We start from the raw sequence: 16,527 nt of genomic DNA, 5'->3' as shown, positions 1-16,527 counted from the left end.
TTCAAGTATATTGTGTAAAGTTTTTAAAGTAGTTCATTCGCCAAATTCGCCAACTCAGATCTTTCGCCTTTCTCTAGCTTGATATGAGCATAAAGTGGATGATCTTTTACCCGATCGATCAAATAGGACAGTCCATTCGACTGTGAGTCCAAATACGGTGTATCGATCTGGAACACATCACCGGTGAAGATAATCTTGGTGTTTTCACCAGCTCTTGAGATAATCGTCTTGATCTCATGAGGAGTCAAGTTCTGCGCTTCATCCACAATAAAGAAGATATTAGATAGTGATCGACCTCGAATATAGGCCAATGGTTGTATCACCAACTTTTCCTGATTGACCAGTTCTGTGATCTTCTGAAACTCCTTATCTGTCTCCTTATACTGGTTTTGGATGAATTTCAAATTATCCCAAAGTGGCTCCATATAAGGATTCAATTTGGACTTGATATCACCTGGCAAATAGCCAATATCCTTATTGCTCAAGGGGACAATCGGCCTTGCCAAGAAAATCTGCTTGTACTCTCTTCTTTGCTCCAGTGCTCCCGCTAAAGCTAATAAGGTTTTACCCGTTCCAGCTACGCCTTGGATAGATACCAAGCGGATATTAGGATTGGTGATGGCATGTAGCGCGAAGGTCTGCTCAGCATTCTTTGGTTTGATATTATAAGCCAATTTTTTATCGACTCGCTCCAAGATACTCTCCTCCGAATTGTAATAAGCTAGTACTGAGCTCTTATCACTTTTGAGGATATAGTAGGCATTGGATTTCCTTTTTCGTGTTCCTAACACAGCCTTAGCTTCCACATACCCTTGGTCATAAAGCCTATCAATATGCGCTGTATCTATATTGTCGAGAATATATTTCCCGGTATTTTCCAGCTCAGTGATATTTTTGATCTTACCAGTTTCGTAGTCTTCAGCTAAAAGGTCTATGGATTTGGCCTTTAGGCGCAGGTTGATATCCTTACTGACCAAGATCACCTTTCTACCCTTTTCGTGCTGTTTGAGGTAGAGCGCACAGTTTAGAATCTTGTGATCATTCTTTTCCTCACCAAAAATCTCATTGGCGTTGATCTGATTTTCTGGATTCATCAGCACCCTAAAATTCCCTTTGGTCTTCCCGTTCAAAGGAGTCCAATTGTGAATCATTTGATCCTTTGAGAGTTTGTCCAGCAATCGGATGAATTCTCGGGCTTCAAAATTCTTGGAGTCATTGCCTTTCTTGAATTGATCAAGTTCCTCCAGCACAGTGATTGGGATGACCACATCGTGCTCGGCAAAGTTCATAATGGAGTTGTGTGCGTAAAGGATTACAGAAGTATCCAGCACAAAGATTTTCCGATCTTTATCGGATTTGGCTCTAGGCATGCGCAGGTATTGTAGTGGTACTATGTTATTTAATTTAGAAAAATAATTGGGCTATTGACAAGGTTTCAGTGAGAATTTATGGTTAATTAATTGTGTCCATTCTCTATGCTGTTGACAATCAATCCAATAAAAAAAGGGCAGAATTTATGGTTCTGCCCTTTTCGTAAAAATAGATGTTTTTTAATCCAGCAATGCTGCAATATCATCTTGGCCTAGGCTCTTCATAAAGCTTTCTTCTGTATTGATCAGCTCGCCTGCCAGAGCAAGCTTCCGATTTTGAAGTGCCATGATTTTCTCTTCCACAGATCCTCGGGTGATGAATTTATAGATGATCACTTTATTTTCTTGTCCAATTCTATGCGCTCTATCGATCGCCTGAGCTTCCACAGCAGGATTCCACCATGGATCAAGCAGAAATACATATTCCGCCTTGGTCAAGTTCAAACCTACTCCACCGGCTTTCAGAGATATTAGGAACACTTTGATATCTTCATTTTCTTGGAATTTCTCCACCTGAGCCTGTCGGTCTTTTGTGCTACCATCGAGGTAAGCATAGGGGATCCCTTCCTGCTCTAGGTATTCTTTCACGATGCCTAAGTGTCTCACAAATTGACTAAATACAAGCACTTTATGCCCTTCTGAAATCGTAGATTGAAGCATGTAAGTCACATCTTCCAGTTTGCCAGATTCTCCCTCGTAGTCATCTCGAACTAATTTAGGGTGATTGGCAATTTGACGAAGTTGGGTAAGACCGCGAAGCAAGGTGAACTGCTGATTGTTTCTTCCGGTACTCTGGATATCAGAAATAATCTTCTCACGATAGTAATTCTTCACCTCTTCATAAACTTCCTCTTGGGCAGCAGTCATATCAGAATACTTCACGTTGGTGATTTTCTCTGGCAAATCCGTTGCTACCTGTGATTTCAGTCTCCTGAGGATAAACGGCTTGATCATCGCATGCAGCTTGGCTGATTTTTCTAAATCGCCCTGCTTTTCTATAGGCTGCAGAAACTGCTTCTTGAATGAATTCTGATTGCCCAATAATCCTGGGTTGATGAAATTCATCTGTGACCAAAGATCCATGGTACTGTTTTCTACAGGCGTACCAGTCAATATCAATTTTTGCTTACTCTTCAGCTGATTTACAGCTGCCGCAATATTACTTCCCGGGTTTTTGATAGCCTGAGATTCATCCAAAATGATGTAATTGAAATAGAAATCTTTCAGGACTGCAATATCCAACCTAGTGATACCGTAGGAAGTAAGGACTAAATCATATTCGCCAAATCTCCAGGGATCTTTGATACGCTGCGTGCCTGAATACACTAGGATTTTCAATTCCGGGGTGAATTTCTTTGCTTCCAATTCCCAGTTATATATCAAGGATGTAGGCATCACCAAAAGTGAAGTCAATCCTGGATTTTCTTCCATTTCATGGGCAAGCAAAGCCAGTGTTTGGACGGTTTTACCCAAACCCATATCATCGGCTAGACAGCCACCAAACTTAAATTCATTTAGGAATCTAAGCCAGTTGTAACCTGCATGCTGATAAGGCCGCAATGTGCCTTCAAAAGCAGTCGGTAGATTATATTCTTCTATAGACTCAAAATCTCTCAGCCTTTCTAGTTTTCTACTCAAGGTAACCTGTACAAGATTCCCGATTTCCATTTCGCGGGCTAGCGCCAAATGATGCTTGCGAAGTACCATAGAGTTCTCATCTCCACGATCCTCCATGAAGTTGAAAAGCTCAGAATAGTCCACAAACCAGGAAGCTGGAATCACTGCGATCTCGCCGTTTGGTAATTCAAATTCTGTTTTACCTTGCAGCAGTAGCTTTCTCAGCTTTGCAAAGGGCACAAGATAAATTCCAAATTTGATCAGTGCCTTGACGTCAAACCAATCAATATTTTCATTGACTTCAATAGAAATCTGTGCTTTGCCTATGTTATAAACCTTGCCTTTAGCATTTGGCTTTTGAACAATCTTGATCTTCTCTATATCTAGAAAATCTTCATTTTCACCAATCCATTCAAAGGCTTCAGTCTTTGGCAAAGAGTCTTTTCCGATTTTAAACTCCAAGCCTTTGTCTCGAAGTAATTTCAGGTAGGCCTTTTCTTTTTGCGTGCTGCGGATAGTCTTATAGAAGGTGTAGCTATCATCCCCTTCTTCCAGCCTTACCGAAGCGCCATGCTTTTCAGAACTTGGTGTTTGCACGGGGAAATCAATGTCTCCATACTTGAATCGAAGCTCGAAGACAATTTTATCTTCCTCTAGCCTTTCTCCATCCTCTCCAAAGAGATTCTTTCCAGATCCACCCGGCAAATCAGAGATATTGATAAATACCTCAGGAGTGCCTCGTTCTATATTGATATCAAAACCAACTGACTCTACATCGAACTGAGAAATCAAATTGGCCATAAAACCTCGATAATAACTAGGCTCAATTCGCTTGTCGATTACAATAAACTTCTTGTTCAGAAAAGCTCTAAGCTTCTTCCCATCAATTCCTTTTTCGAAATGGTAGAGTTGACCATCGACAATCAACCAGCCAGGTTCATTACTGATGAAATAGCCGTTCTTATATTGCCAGTCAAGTTTTTCACCTTTGAATTTAATCGTTGGCCAGTAATGCGTGTTTTCTTCATTTTTGTGGAAATGAAATAATACACTTGCACGCTCAGCATTTACTGTAATTTCTCTCCATACTGGGTTTCCATCAGAACCCATTTCAAAAAGTCTCTTACCAATCAGCAAAGGCATTATTTTAGAACGCTTCTTTTCGATTACTTCCTCTATAGCATCCTGAGTCTTTTTGTCCTCGGTTTTTGGATCAAAGATTTTGGCCAAATATTGCTTCGGGCGGATATTTCCTCTTTTAATAAAAGGCTTCACCACTACCTCTGGATTGGTAGAATCCATGATTTTTATCAAATCATAATCTGCCTTGTTCAAGCCAGCGTCAAATTCGCTCGCATTGGCGGAACTAATATTTTGATAGGCCAAAGAAAGTCTTCCTTGTGGATCTATCTGTACTACAAAGGATTCAATGAGAAGCCCAAGAAACTCATGGCTGTAAATGGAATAAACTATCTGAAAAGGTTTATCAGAATCAACTATCATATAATTATCGGAATGACAGAACTTCCATAGTTTAGGGATTAAGCGTAGGAAGCTAAGTCGAGTTTAGATATCCCAAAAAAGGGAAAAGCAAGTTGAAAACTACAAAAAATACTGCTCAAATTCATGTTTTGAGGCAATTATCTGTTATAAAACACCAAAAGTCTCTAAAATCAGGGATTCTGACTCTAAAGACTTTTGGTGAAATTTGGGCAACTTATTAAGCTGAAATCTAATCTAAATCCTCTTTCACTGTGTGGTTAGCTTCGGCTGCTTTCTCAGGGAAAAATCGACCTTGAAATACCAGAATCATCGCAACGCCAATAAATATCGCAGCATCGGCTACATTGAAAATCGGCCATAATGCGGTATAAGAACCTCCCCATACCGGAAGCCATTCTGGCAAATATCCTTCCCAAATGTCGAAATAGAACATATCTACCACCTGACCATGGAACCAAGGAGTAGATGCATTGTAAGGAGCATTGTTTAGCCATACACCATAGAAAACAGAATCAACTAAGTTGCCTATTGCTCCGCCCAAAATCATAGCAATACATACTATATATAAAGTCGGCTGTTTTTTATCGATGATGTAATAAAGATAATATCCAATACCCACCATCGCTACCAGACGGAATGAGGTGAGTAGCAACTTGCCATAGTCTGAACCCAGTTCCATTCCAAACGCCATTCCTGGATTCGTGGTGTAGTGTAGTTTAAACCAGTCTCCAAAAACAGGTATCTGTCCAGGAGAACCGAAATCCATCTCAAAATGAACTAGCATTTTCACCGCTTGATCTATGATGATCACCAATAGCGCGATGCCAAAGTATTTCAGGTATTTATTCATTATTTATGTTTTGCTATTAGGCTTTTTCTACCAAAACAGCTAGTTCAAAATCATCCATATCAAGTACTGTGGCGCCATCCAGTTGTGTAGCTAGTTCTAGCTTCAAGGCCTGTACTTCGGTTTGGATATATTCCCCAAAAGACTTTACTGCATTTTTCACCAAGTCGTTGTCATCAGCGAGGGTTACATTGATCTTGTCTTGTACTTCCAGTCCCATATCCTTACGTATATTCTGGATACGGTTGACGAGATCCCGCGCTATTCCTTCTTGCTTCAGCTCGTCAGAAAGCGTCACATCTAGTGCGACAGTTACTCCTTGGTCAGAAGCTACAGACCAGCCTGGAATATCCTCAGAAGAAATCAATACTTCTTCCAATAGCAGTTCTAGACCTTCTCCGTCCACATCAACGGAGATTTTGCCTTCGCGTTCGATTTCAGCGATTTCGGCTTGTCCCCATTTGTTGATAGCTCCAACTACAAAACGCATTTTTGGACCAAGCTTCTTTCCTAGAACAGGAAGGTTTGGCTTTACGTTTTTCACCAAGATACCTGATGCATCATCGATGAACTCGATGTCTTTGATATTTACTTCTGATTTGATCAGTTCATCCAAGTGTTGTATCTGAGCTTTGGTCTTCTCTTTCAAGATCGGAATTAAGATACGCTGCAAAGGCTGACGCACTTTCATCTTTTCTTTCTTTCTCAGTGAGTGTACCAAAGAAGAAATGTTCTGAGCCAATTCCATACTTTCTTCCAGATCTTTGTTGATCAAGCCCGAATCAGCAGCTACCCAATCTGTCAAATGCACAGAAGGCTTTGCGTCGGATCCTGACTCAGTCAAATTCTGATATAACCAATCTGAGTAGAAAGGCGCAAAGGAGGACATCAACTGCGTAAGCGTCAACAAGGACTCATACAAAGTCTCGTAAGCTGCCTGCTTGTCTGCATTCATATCACCTCTCCAGAATCTCTTTCTGGCAAGTCTCACATACCAATTGGAAAGCTGATCGACAGTATAATTCATGATCGCACGAGTAGCTCGGGTCGCATCATAATTATTCATCGATTCCTCGACCTCAGCAATCAGGGACTGAAGCTTGGACACGATCCACTGATCGAGCTCAGCTCTTTCTTCCACAGGAATTATCTTGGATTTGTCATAGACAAAAGCGTCCAAATTCGCATACAGCGCAAAGAAATTATAAGTATTCTGCAGTGTGCCAAAGAAGCGACGCTGCACCTCAGTTACACCATCCAGATTGAATTTCAAGTTATCCCAAGGATTGGCATTGCTTAGCATATACCAACGCACAGCATCTGGTCCGTATTCCTTCAATGTTTTGAAAGGGTCCACGGCATTGCCCAATCTCTTAGACATTTTGTTGCCATTTTTGTCCAGCACCAGTCCATTAGCAATCACGTTTTTGAAAGCCACGCTATCAAAAAGCATTACTGAAATCGCATGCAGTGTGAAGAACCAGCCACGTGTCTGATCAACTCCTTCAGCGATATAGTCCGCTGGATAATTAGCTTTGAAAATATCCTCGTTTTCGAAAGGATAATGCCACTGTGCATAGGGCATGGATCCAGAATCAAACCAAACATCTATCAGATCTGACTCGCGGAACATTTTTTCACCTTTGTCAGAAACCAAAATCACATCATCTACATATGGACGGTGGAGATCAAGTTCCTTGCCTTCGTACGGAGACTTCTCCATAAAACCTTTGGCAATAGACTCCTCAATAGCCTTTTCTAGTTCTGCTATAGACCCAATGCAACGCTCTTCCGTTCCATCTTCGGTTCTCCAGATCGGAAGCGGGGTGCCCCAGAATCTAGATCTGCTCAAGTTCCAATCAACCAAGTTTTCCAGCCAGTTGCCAAAACGACCCGTTCCAGTTGCCTCCGGCTTCCAGTTGATCGTCTTATTTAACTCTACAAGTCTATCCTTGTAAGCAGTGGTTTTGATAAACCAGCTGTCCATTGGATAGTAAAGTACTGGCTTATCAGTTCTCCAACAATGTGGATAACTGTGCTCATATTTCTCGACCTTGAAGGCCTTATTTTCATTTTTCAGGATGATAGAAATGATCACATCGGTGCTTTTGAAGTCCGCTGCGCTCTCATCATCCTCAGTGTAGTTTTTCACATAGAAATCATCCACACCATATTCTTTATGGGCAGTGATCGCATGTTCAGCTACTTTATCCACTAGGTACTCACCGACCATTGTGATGAATTTTCCTTGCTTATCCACAATCGGAATATCTTTCCCTTGCTCATCTTGTACGAAGACACCAGGCACATTATTCTGTGCCAAAGTTCTAAAGTCATCTGCACCGAATGCTTTCGCAAGGTGAACAATACCAGTACCGTCTTCCGTAGTCACATAGTCACCAGAAACAATAGTGAATGCTGGATGCGCAAGTGCCAAACCTGCTATTGGGAAGAGTTGCTCGTACTCCCAACCTAGCATATCCTTTCCTTTGAACTCCTCGATTACTTCGAAAGGAATCAACTTGTCGCCTCCTTTATAATCTTCCAATTTCAGCTCAGCAGCCTTTGGATTCAGATAAGCATTGATTCTAGCTTTCGCCAAAATCACTGTGCAGGCATCGTAGGTATAAGGATTGAAAGTGTTCACTTTCACATAATCCAAGTTGTCTCCGATTGCTAAAGCCGAGTTGGCTGGCAAAGTCCAAGGCGTAGTCGTCCAAGCTAGGATATAGGTGTTTTCCTCGCCTTTCAGTTTAAACTGAGCAGTGATAGAAGTGTCCTTTACATCCTTGTAAGTACCTGGCTGATTGAGTTCGTGCGAACTCAAACCGGTACCCGCAGCTGGAGAATATGGCTGAATTGTATAGCCTTTGTAGATCAGATCTTTCTCATAAAGCTTCTTTAGCAAGCTCCAAACAGACTCGATATAGTTCGGCTCAAAAGTGATATAGGGATCATCCAAATCCACCCAGTAACCGATTTTCTCAGTCAGGTCATCCCATTCATTTTTGAATCGCATGACCGTCTCACGGCACTTTTGGTTGTATTCTTCTACTGAGATTTTCTTTCCGATATCCTCTTTGGTGATACCCAGCTCTTTTTCCACCTGCAATTCTACAGGCAAGCCATGCGTATCCCAACCGCCTTTTCGCTTCACTTGAAAACCTTGAAGTGTCTTGTATCGGCAGAAAATATCTTTCAGCGTACGCGCCATCACGTGGTGAATACCCGGAGTACCATTTGCCGAAGGCGGGCCTTCAAAAAAAGTAAAGGTCTCCGCACCGTCACGGTTGGCTACTGATTGCTCGAAAATCTGGTTTTCTTTCCAGTACTTCAATACGGACTCCCCGATTTCGGGATAATCCACTTGTTTAAATTCCTGATATGTCTTCACTGTATCCTTTCTTAAGGGCAAGTAGGTGATAATTAATTTTTTGGACCTGTCCCCGTCTGAAAAAGCCGGGGCCGGGCTATCCGCTGTATCCATTGCCTGGATGCCGCTTCTATCCCTCAGGCTTTGAGAGAACATCCCCCTCAAAAGCAGGCACAAAGATAGGAGAAATCCCCCTTTTTGGGAGGGTCAATGGGAAAAAATGGAAGGAAAGGAATTTGGACAGTTGAAACAGGTCGCTAAAACCAAAAAATATGGATGAAGGGAAGATGGAATTTGGTAGAATGTAGAGGGGATAGTGGAGTCAAAACCCCAAAACACTTGAGCTCCTTTATGATTTTCTGAGGGTAGCTTATTGCTGTTGGTTCATTTATCTGGCTTGAAGACCAAGGGGGAAATATCTACCTTAGATAGATCTTGAATCTATTGTCAATTTTACGTCTTCACCAGAATCATGAGATCCACCTTTTCGTTTTTCCACATTGCCAGTCTTATTTTCATTTCCATTCTCTTTTCCTGCAAGGAGAAGCAATCCAATAAGGAAGTTTTACTTAGTACCATAGACGCCCAACTTGACTCCATACAAGGTGATGTGGCGATTGCCTTCTATAATCTTTCGGATAGCACAGATAGGCTGATGATCAATGCAGAGGAGGAATTTCATGCTGCTAGCACCATGAAAGTTCCGGTGATGATTGAGCTTTTCAAGCAACAGAGAGCAGGAAAGTTGAACCTGAACGACACGATCTTGCTAAAGAATGAATTCAAAAGTATAGTAGATAGTAGCCGCTATAGCATGGATATTGGTGACGATAGCGATGATGTTATTTATGGGAAAATTGGAACAAAAGTTAGCCTAAATGATCTTTTGTATCCCATGATTACGGTGAGCAGCAACTTGGCAACCAACGTACTGATAGAGCTAGTTGGTGCCAAAAACGTGACTGCTACAATGCGTAATCTGGGAGCCGATAAAATAGAAGTGCTGAGAGGTGTGGAAGATCAAAAAGCTTATGACTTGGGGTTGAGCAACTCCACGACTGCAAAAGACTTGATGATTATCATGAAGGCAATTGCTACTAATCAAGCTGGAACGCCAGATGACTGCGAGAAAATGATTTCAATTCTAAAAGACCAGCAATTCAATGAAATCATCCCAGCTTACCTTCCAAAAGATGTAAGCGTAGCACATAAAACTGGGTCTATCACAGGGGTGCATCAGGACGCAGGAATAGTGTATTTGCCAGATGGCCGATCATATGTGTTGGTGTTACTTTCCAAAAATCTTGAAGATTTCGACCAAGGAACTGATCAATTGGCAAGAATATCCAAGACGGTTTATGATTATATGCTAAGTAAATAGAATAACTTTTGTCTGTGGGCTTAGCTTCTTGATTACTTTGTATTAGAGCAATTTTTAAAATAAAATACAAGCCCAGCGAGGGATAGAAACTTTTGTGGCGTCTAATCAAATAACAATAAGTTAATCAAGATTAGATATGATAAATCAAAAGAAAAGCCTTCTACGGATCCTTCCCGTCCTATTTCTGTTTTTAACTGTCCTGACTTCTTGCAGCGATACTATGGATTCCGATGTACCAGAGGAAGTAATAGAAGAAGAAGCAGATGACACAGAATTCGAGCCTACCGATTGGACAGTTGCGACACACAGCAACGACGCTGATCCAGATTTTGAGGAAGTATTTGAGGACAACACGGTAAAGAGATTGGATATCGTAATCTCTTCTACGCGTTGGGCGAGTATGCTGTCCGATATGACAAGCATGTATGGGACCTTTGGCACAAGAAATGGAGGCTCATTTTCAGATGAGAATCCGATTTTTGTTCCTGCAGAAGTGTTTTACGAAGGCAAGGAATGGTATAGAGTAGGGGTTCGGTTTAAGGGAAATTCAAGCTTGCAGAACAGTTGGCAGTCTGGAAACATGAAATTGTCTTTTAAACTTGATTTCGATGAGTTTGAAGATGATTATCCTCAAATCAAGAACCAGCGTTTCTACGGGTTCAAAAAACTCAGCCTTAAAAACAATTACAATGACAGGTCTATGCTTCGTGAAAAAGTGGCGGCAGATATTTTCAGGAATGTTGGTCTTGCAAGTTCACATACAGCCATCTACGAAGTGTATGTAGATCATGGAGATGGCCCAGTATATTTTGGAGTTTACACGATGGTGGAGGAAGTCGACGATACGGTTATCGATACGCAGTTTTCGGATAATGACGGTAATCTCTACAAGCCTGATGGTGATGGAGCCAGTTTTTCTAGCGGATCATTTAGCGAAGCTGACTTTGTCAAAGAGAATAATGAAGATGAGGCTGACTGGTCGGATATAGAAAGTCTATTTGCCATTCTACATGACGGATCACGAACTACCGACCCTGCCACATGGAGAACAAACTTGGAAAAAGTATTTGATACAGATACTTTCTTAAAATATTTGGCGACTAATACCGTGATCCAAAACTGGGATACCTACGGTAGAATGACTCACAATTACTTCCTCTATAACAATCCGGAGAACAACAAGCTCACCTGGATTCCTTGGGACAATAATGAAGCTTTGCAAGAAGGGAATATGCAAGGATCCTTAAATCTTGATTTCTCCGATCTGAATACTGCAGGCTGGCCGCTAATCGGCTATTTGTATGCTGACGAAAATTATAAATCAATCTACGATGGCTATGTGGAAGAGGTGACAAGCGGTGCTTTTGAAGCCAATGCAATGCAAGAATTGTATACCAATTATGGAGACTTGGTCTCACCTTATGCGACTACTGAAATTCCAGGATATTCTTTTCTAAATCGTGTTTCTGATTTTCAAACCGCCGTCAATCAGCTAAAAACTCATGCTACTTCACGTGCAGCTGCTGTGAATGCCTACTTGGATTGAAAATTTAATCTTCTTTCTCAGTAATAAAATATATGAAAGCCATCTAGTTATACTGGGTGGCTTTCAGTTTAAATTTCTTTCCATTTCTATAAAGAAATTACTATTGTTTCCTTATTGGGAAATTATTAGCTTTAACAAAAAATGTATGAAGCAGAATTTTGAGATAGAATTGTTGCCAGATGCAGTTGAGTTTTTAGAAAATCTTGGTCCTAAGACAAGAGATAAAATCTATTATAATATGAGAAAAGCTTAAGTGTAAAGGACAATGATCTATTCAAAAAACTGAATGAGTACATCTGGGAATTCAGGACTTTGTACAATGGAAAAGCGTATAGGTTATTTTCATTTTGGGATAAAGTAGATGGAAAAGATATCATAGTGGTTGCAACACATGGAATATTGAAAAAGACACAGAAAACACCTTCGAAAGAGATTAGGAAGGCTGAAGAAATAAGAAAGGGATATCTAGCTTATCGTGAATCAGACATAAAGAATAAATAAAAAGGCAATTAATTATGGAAGAAAAATTCAAAACCGTTTCGCTTGATTCAATGATAGAAAAACACATTGGCGAGCGTGGCACTGAACATCGTGATGCGTTTGAAAATGAGTTGAGAATAGATTTGCTAGGCCAAGCAATCAAACAAGCCAGGCAGGAACGTAATCTGACTCAGCAGCAGTTAGGTGACCTTGTGGGAGTGCAGAAGGCACAAATTTCTAAAATTGAAAACAGCGTGAAAAATGCTCGATTTGAAACTATTCTAAAAGTGTTTGATGCCTTAGGTGCCAAAGTTAATTTTAATGTTGAAATGAGCCACTAAGACGAAAAAGTATAAAAGCAGGAAGCCATCCCGAATTATCGAGATGGCTTTCTGCTTTTACTTCGTTCCAAACTTATAGATACAAATTTGCTCGTATTTTTCTCCCGGCTTCAAGATCGTAGAAGGGAAATTCGGCTGATTCGGAGAATCCGGATAATGCTGTGTTTCTAAGCAGAATGCTGATCTCAGTTCATAGACTTTTCCGCCTTTTCCCTTGATCGTTCCATCTAGGAAATTCCCACTGTAAAATTGGATAGCTGGCTCGGTAGTCCAAACCTCCATTTCGATTCCAGTCTGTGGCGATGAGATCACCGCCGCTTGAGTCAGGTCATTTCCTGTTTTGTCCAGCACCCAGTTGTGGTCATATCCTCCACCGAACTTTAGTTGTTCATTTTCCTGATCGATACGTTCACCGATTTTAGTAGCAGTCGTAAAGTCAAAAGGAGTTCCTTTCACAGTTGGTATTTCACCCGTAGGAATCAGCACCTCATCCACTGGAGTGTATTTGCTGGCATTCAGCTGCAGCGTATGATCCAGCACCGTTCCATTTCCAGCACCATTCAGGTTGAAGAAAGAGTGATGGGTCAAGTTAACTGGCGTCGCTTTATCAGTTTCTGCTTCATAAGAGACCTTGAATTCATTGTCATCAGTAATCGTATAGATCATTTTCACTTTCAGTTCCCCAGGGAAACCTTCCTCCCCATCTGGAGAAGTGTAGCTAAAGATCAATCCATTTTCTCCTGACTTTTCTACATCCCAAATCACATAATCCAGACCACCTGGCCCTCCGTGAAGCGTCTGCCCATTGTTATTGGTAGGCAAAGTATACTCCTCGCCATCCAGCGTGAATTTCCCATTAGCGATCCTATTACCATAGCGACCGATAGCTGCTCCAAAGTATTTCTCACCACTCGCTAGGTATTCATCCAAGGTTTCAAATCCCAAGACAACATCTACTAGGTTTCCGTCTTTATCCGGCACCCAAAGATTTGTAACCCGTGCACCGAAATTGGTGACTTTCATTTTCATGCCATTGGCATTCTTGATCTCGTATGTTTCCACTTTTTTGTTTTGAAAAGTTGTGCCAAAAACCTGTTCTTGCACAGGTGCTTCGACGTTAGAATCTCCTTTTGGTTTGCTCTCGCAGCTAGATAAGATAACTCCTAAAGCTGCCGCAGCTACGATTATATTAAAGTGCTTCTTCATAATCTCATTTATTATAAAGTGGCGAATGTAAGCTCTTCATCTTCGACACATCGAATTTGATCACCTTTCTATCATAGGTCATCAAGCCATTTGTCTCCACTTCCACATCTGTGGTCTGCGTGTAAATAGCTGCTGAAAGTCCTGCCTCCACCAATTTTCCCAAATGCTCAATTAATCCAGCATAGCGCGCATAGAGCTCATCCTGATTTTTAAAACTCTGATAGCCCCAATTGTCCTTTTGCTGCCAAACGTGACCATCCACCGGAAGTCCTAAACCTCCATACTCACCCAACACCAGGATATTATCTTTACCGAAAATTTCAGGATCAGGCATTTTTGCATCAGGGTAATTATGCAAGTCGATGATGTCGCCAGTGATCTTAGTCCCTTCCATTTCGAAGTTTCCTCCACTTGCGCTATTCACCAATCTCGATGGATCATGAGTCATCGTCCATTCAGTGATCTCTTTGGTTTTAAATTGACCCCAAGCTTCGTTAAATGGCACCCAAACTACAATCGAAGGAAAATTGTAGAAATCATCCATGACTTCTTTCCACTCCTCTCTGAAAATCGCTTCAGATTCAGGTGTTCTATCTCGATCTGATTGGTTACCCAAAACACCGACCTTCATCTCCCAACCATTTCCCATATCACCACTTGGCATATCTTGCCACACGAGCATCCCCATCTTATCACAGGCATGATACCAAGTTGCAGGCTCCACTTTCACATGCTTTCTGATCATATTGAAACCCATGTCCTGAGTTTTCTGAATATCAAAAACTAGGGCTTCGTGGCTTGGCGCAGTGTACAAACCATCTGGAAACCAACCTTGATCAAGTGGGCCATATTGGAACAAAAACTCACCATTTAGCATCATTCGCTGAATGCCGTTTTCGTCTGCAGCCATGCTGATTTCTCTCAATGCCGCATAGCTTCCCACCGCATCGACTACCTTCTTTCCATCAAGTAATTCTACTTTCAAATCATATAAAACAGGATTTCCAGGAGCCCAAAGTTCAGCGTCTTTAATAGTCAATTTTGCCATCTCAGCTGGATTCACCGTTTGCTCTGCGATCATGTTTCCATCCTTCCAAGCAGATACTTTCACTTGCTGACCATCCACAATCCCAGCAACTTCTGGTGTAACCAAAATCCGCTTACTCTTAATGTCAGACGCATTTCTTAAGCCGGAAATATATACTTCGGGAACAGTCTCTAACCATACTGTCTGCCAAATTCCAGTCACCGGAGTGTACCAAATACCATGTGGATTATTTACCTGCTTGCCACGTGGCTGAGGACCCTCATCACTGGGATCCCAGACCCGCACTTGCAGACTCTGCGATTTACCAGACTTTAGGTGATCAGTGATATCAAAGTCAAAAGGATCATAACCACCTTTGTGTTTTCCTACGCTTTGACCATTGACAAAAACTTCAGTTTCCCAGTCAGACGCACCGAAATGCAATATGACTTTGTCATTCCTTGATTTCTTTGGTGTGGAAAAAGTTGTGTTGTACCACAATTCATTGTCTTTGCCTACAGTTTTCCCGACACCCGAAAGCGCAGATTCCACGGCAAAAGGAACGAGGATTTCTCCATCATAGCTTGTCGGAACAGCTTGGCCTTTTGACCTGATCGCATAGTTCCAAAGCCCATTCAGATTCACCCAGTTCTCACGAGTCATCTGTGGTCTTGGATATTCCCGATGCACATTTTCAGGAGTCACCTGAGCAGCCCATTCAGTCATGATTTTACCTTCTACGGGTTTGTAGGAGGAGCTTTGGGCTTTCACTAGCTGCTGCGCAAAAAGTAGGCAGGCTCCGATGAGAATAGTATTCTTCATAGGGATAAGAGGTTTATTGAATTATTCGATTTCCTGATTGAAGTGAATTGTGTTTTTAGACAAGGCACAACTCTATTACTTCTTTTTTAATTTTTTAATTTCCTTATCAAAATCAGAAATGATTTTCTGTGTCTTATTAAAGTTATCGTATTCATTTACAGCTTTTTTGTCCGCTTGTAACTTAGAGATGCGCCCTTTGCCGATAAGTACTTTGTATTCGTTAAAAGCTAGAAACTTGTTTACACTTTCGGCTAATCCTTCCATGGTAAACGTATTTTCTCTTTCTATCAGGCCTTCTATGTAGTCAAAGTAGCCAGTTACTGTTCTCTCCAATTGTAGGATTTCCTTTTCTTGAAGATAGTTTTTGGCAACAATGACATCGGATTTTAGAACCCTTCCATCTGGGCTATTTTTCCAGGTGGTGAGTCCCATTTTTTCTTTCTTCGAATCGGCAGAAAGATGAATGATTTCAGCTGCGGTTTTACCTGTAATAGCAAAGTGAAACTTATTCTGCACCATGGCATAGAATTCCTTGGTGATTTCCGATTTAGGATCATAGTCAATGCTACATTCGGCAAAAATATCGGTCACCTGTTGGTAGATTCTACGTTCGCTAGCACGTATGGAACGAATCCTCTGCAGTAATTCCTTGAAGTAGTCCTTACCAAAGCTGTTGGTTCCTTGTTTTAGGCGCTCATCATCCATCACAAAACCTTTGATGATGTACTCTTTCAAAGTCTGTGTGGCCCAGATTCTAAATTGAGTAGCTTTTGATGAGTTTACACGGTAACCTACCGAGATAATAGCGTCCAGATTGTAGAATTTTGTTTTGTAATTTTTGCCGTCAGAAGCAGTTGTTTCCAAAATGGAAATAACTGAATTCTCTTGAAGTTCACCTTCTTCAAAAATGTTGCTTAGGTGCTTACTTATCGCAGGTATATTTACACCAAACAAATCACTCATAGCCTTTTGGGTTAACCAAAGACTCTCGTCCTTCAGAAAAACTTGTACCCG

General features: G+C 41.3%; 11 protein-coding genes. 4 read left to right on the top strand and 7 right to left on the bottom strand.

Annotated elements, in window-relative coordinates:
- Nucleotides 1-23: 23 nt before the first annotated feature.
- The 4 genes from LV85_RS00115 to ileS all read right to left on the bottom strand — a co-directional run bounded on the left by LV85_RS00115 (nt 24) and on the right by ileS (nt 8,731).
- Entirely contained in the window at nt 24-1,370 is a 1,347-nt protein-coding gene (locus tag LV85_RS00115) for a PhoH family protein (protein WP_111316156.1), read from the bottom strand.
- Between the two features lie 180 nt (nt 1,371-1,550).
- The gene (locus LV85_RS00110; RefSeq protein ID WP_111316155.1) at nt 1,551-4,490 is read right to left on the bottom strand and encodes a DEAD/DEAH box helicase; all 2,940 of its coding nucleotides are present in this window, start codon (nt 4,488-4,490) and stop codon (nt 1,551-1,553) included.
- Nucleotides 4,491-4,719: 229 nt separating this feature from the next.
- A complete protein-coding gene (locus tag LV85_RS00105; protein ID WP_111316154.1) occupies nt 4,720-5,340 on the bottom strand; it encodes a lipoprotein signal peptidase in 621 nt (206 codons plus the stop codon).
- Nucleotides 5,341-5,356: 16 nt separating this feature from the next.
- Entirely contained in the window at nt 5,357-8,731 is a 3,375-nt protein-coding gene (gene ileS / locus LV85_RS00100) for an isoleucine--tRNA ligase (RefSeq protein ID WP_111316488.1), read from the bottom strand.
- Between the two features lie 451 nt (nt 8,732-9,182).
- Here ileS and LV85_RS00095 point away from each other — a divergent pair, with 451 nt between their 5' ends.
- The 4 genes from LV85_RS00095 (at nt 9,183) to LV85_RS00080 (ending at nt 12,458) form a co-directional block, all read left to right on the top strand.
- Nucleotides 9,183-10,091: a serine hydrolase gene (locus tag LV85_RS00095; protein ID WP_111316153.1), complete on the top strand. Its 909-nt coding sequence runs from the start codon at nt 9,183-9,185 to the stop codon at nt 10,089-10,091.
- A gap of 136 nt (nt 10,092-10,227) precedes the next feature.
- Nucleotides 10,228-11,637, top strand: coding sequence for a CotH kinase family protein (locus LV85_RS00090; RefSeq protein ID WP_111316152.1), 1,410 nt, complete (start codon nt 10,228-10,230; stop codon nt 11,635-11,637).
- Nucleotides 11,638-11,949: 312 nt separating this feature from the next.
- Nucleotides 11,950-12,138, top strand: a complete 189-nt coding sequence (locus LV85_RS22280) for a type II toxin-antitoxin system RelE/ParE family toxin (RefSeq protein ID WP_245942064.1) — start codon at nt 11,950-11,952, stop codon at nt 12,136-12,138.
- A 14-nt stretch (nt 12,139-12,152) separates the two neighbouring features.
- Nucleotides 12,153-12,458, top strand: coding sequence for a helix-turn-helix domain-containing protein (locus LV85_RS00080; protein ID WP_111316151.1), 306 nt, complete (start codon nt 12,153-12,155; stop codon nt 12,456-12,458).
- Nucleotides 12,459-12,515: 57 nt separating this feature from the next.
- Here the strand turns inward: LV85_RS00080 and LV85_RS00075 are convergent, their stop codons facing one another.
- From LV85_RS00075 to LV85_RS00065, 3 genes are all read right to left on the bottom strand, one after another.
- The gene (locus tag LV85_RS00075) at nt 12,516-13,664 is read right to left on the bottom strand and encodes an aldose epimerase family protein (RefSeq protein WP_111316150.1); all 1,149 of its coding nucleotides are present in this window, start codon (nt 13,662-13,664) and stop codon (nt 12,516-12,518) included.
- Nucleotides 13,665-13,668: 4 nt separating this feature from the next.
- Complete coding sequence (locus tag LV85_RS00070) at nt 13,669-15,513, bottom strand: glycoside hydrolase family 2 protein (protein WP_111316149.1); 1,845 nt, start codon at nt 15,511-15,513, stop codon at nt 13,669-13,671.
- A gap of 75 nt (nt 15,514-15,588) precedes the next feature.
- Nucleotides 15,589-16,476, bottom strand: a complete 888-nt coding sequence (locus tag LV85_RS00065; RefSeq protein ID WP_317046418.1) for a virulence RhuM family protein — start codon at nt 16,474-16,476, stop codon at nt 15,589-15,591.
- Nucleotides 16,477-16,527 lie beyond the last annotated feature (51 nt).

The organism is Algoriphagus chordae (assembly GCF_003254055.1).
Taxonomy (GTDB): domain Bacteria; phylum Bacteroidota; class Bacteroidia; order Cytophagales; family Cyclobacteriaceae; genus Algoriphagus; species Algoriphagus chordae.
The sequence above is the reverse complement of the archived record's forward strand: the minus strand, read 5'-3'. Positions and strand labels throughout refer to the sequence as shown.

Coding starts and splice junctions, on each gene's coding strand:
- LV85_RS00115 (WP_111316156.1), bottom strand. CDS start 1,370: ATGCCTAGAGCCAAATCCGATAAAGATCGGAAAATCTTTGTGCTGGAT.
- LV85_RS00110 (WP_111316155.1), bottom strand. CDS start 4,490: ATGATAGTTGATTCTGATAAACCTTTTCAGATAGTTTATTCCATTTAC.
- LV85_RS00105 (WP_111316154.1), bottom strand. CDS start 5,340: ATGAATAAATACCTGAAATACTTTGGCATCGCGCTATTGGTGATCATC.
- LV85_RS00095 (WP_111316153.1), top strand. CDS start 9,183: ATGAGATCCACCTTTTCGTTTTTCCACATTGCCAGTCTTATTTTCATT.
- LV85_RS00090 (WP_111316152.1), top strand. CDS start 10,228: ATGATAAATCAAAAGAAAAGCCTTCTACGGATCCTTCCCGTCCTATTT.
- LV85_RS00080 (WP_111316151.1), top strand. CDS start 12,153: ATGGAAGAAAAATTCAAAACCGTTTCGCTTGATTCAATGATAGAAAAA.
- LV85_RS00075 (WP_111316150.1), bottom strand. CDS start 13,664: ATGAAGAAGCACTTTAATATAATCGTAGCTGCGGCAGCTTTAGGAGTT.
- LV85_RS00070 (WP_111316149.1), bottom strand. CDS start 15,513: ATGAAGAATACTATTCTCATCGGAGCCTGCCTACTTTTTGCGCAGCAG.
- LV85_RS00065 (WP_317046418.1), bottom strand. CDS start 16,476: ATGAGTGATTTGTTTGGTGTAAATATACCTGCGATAAGTAAGCACCTA.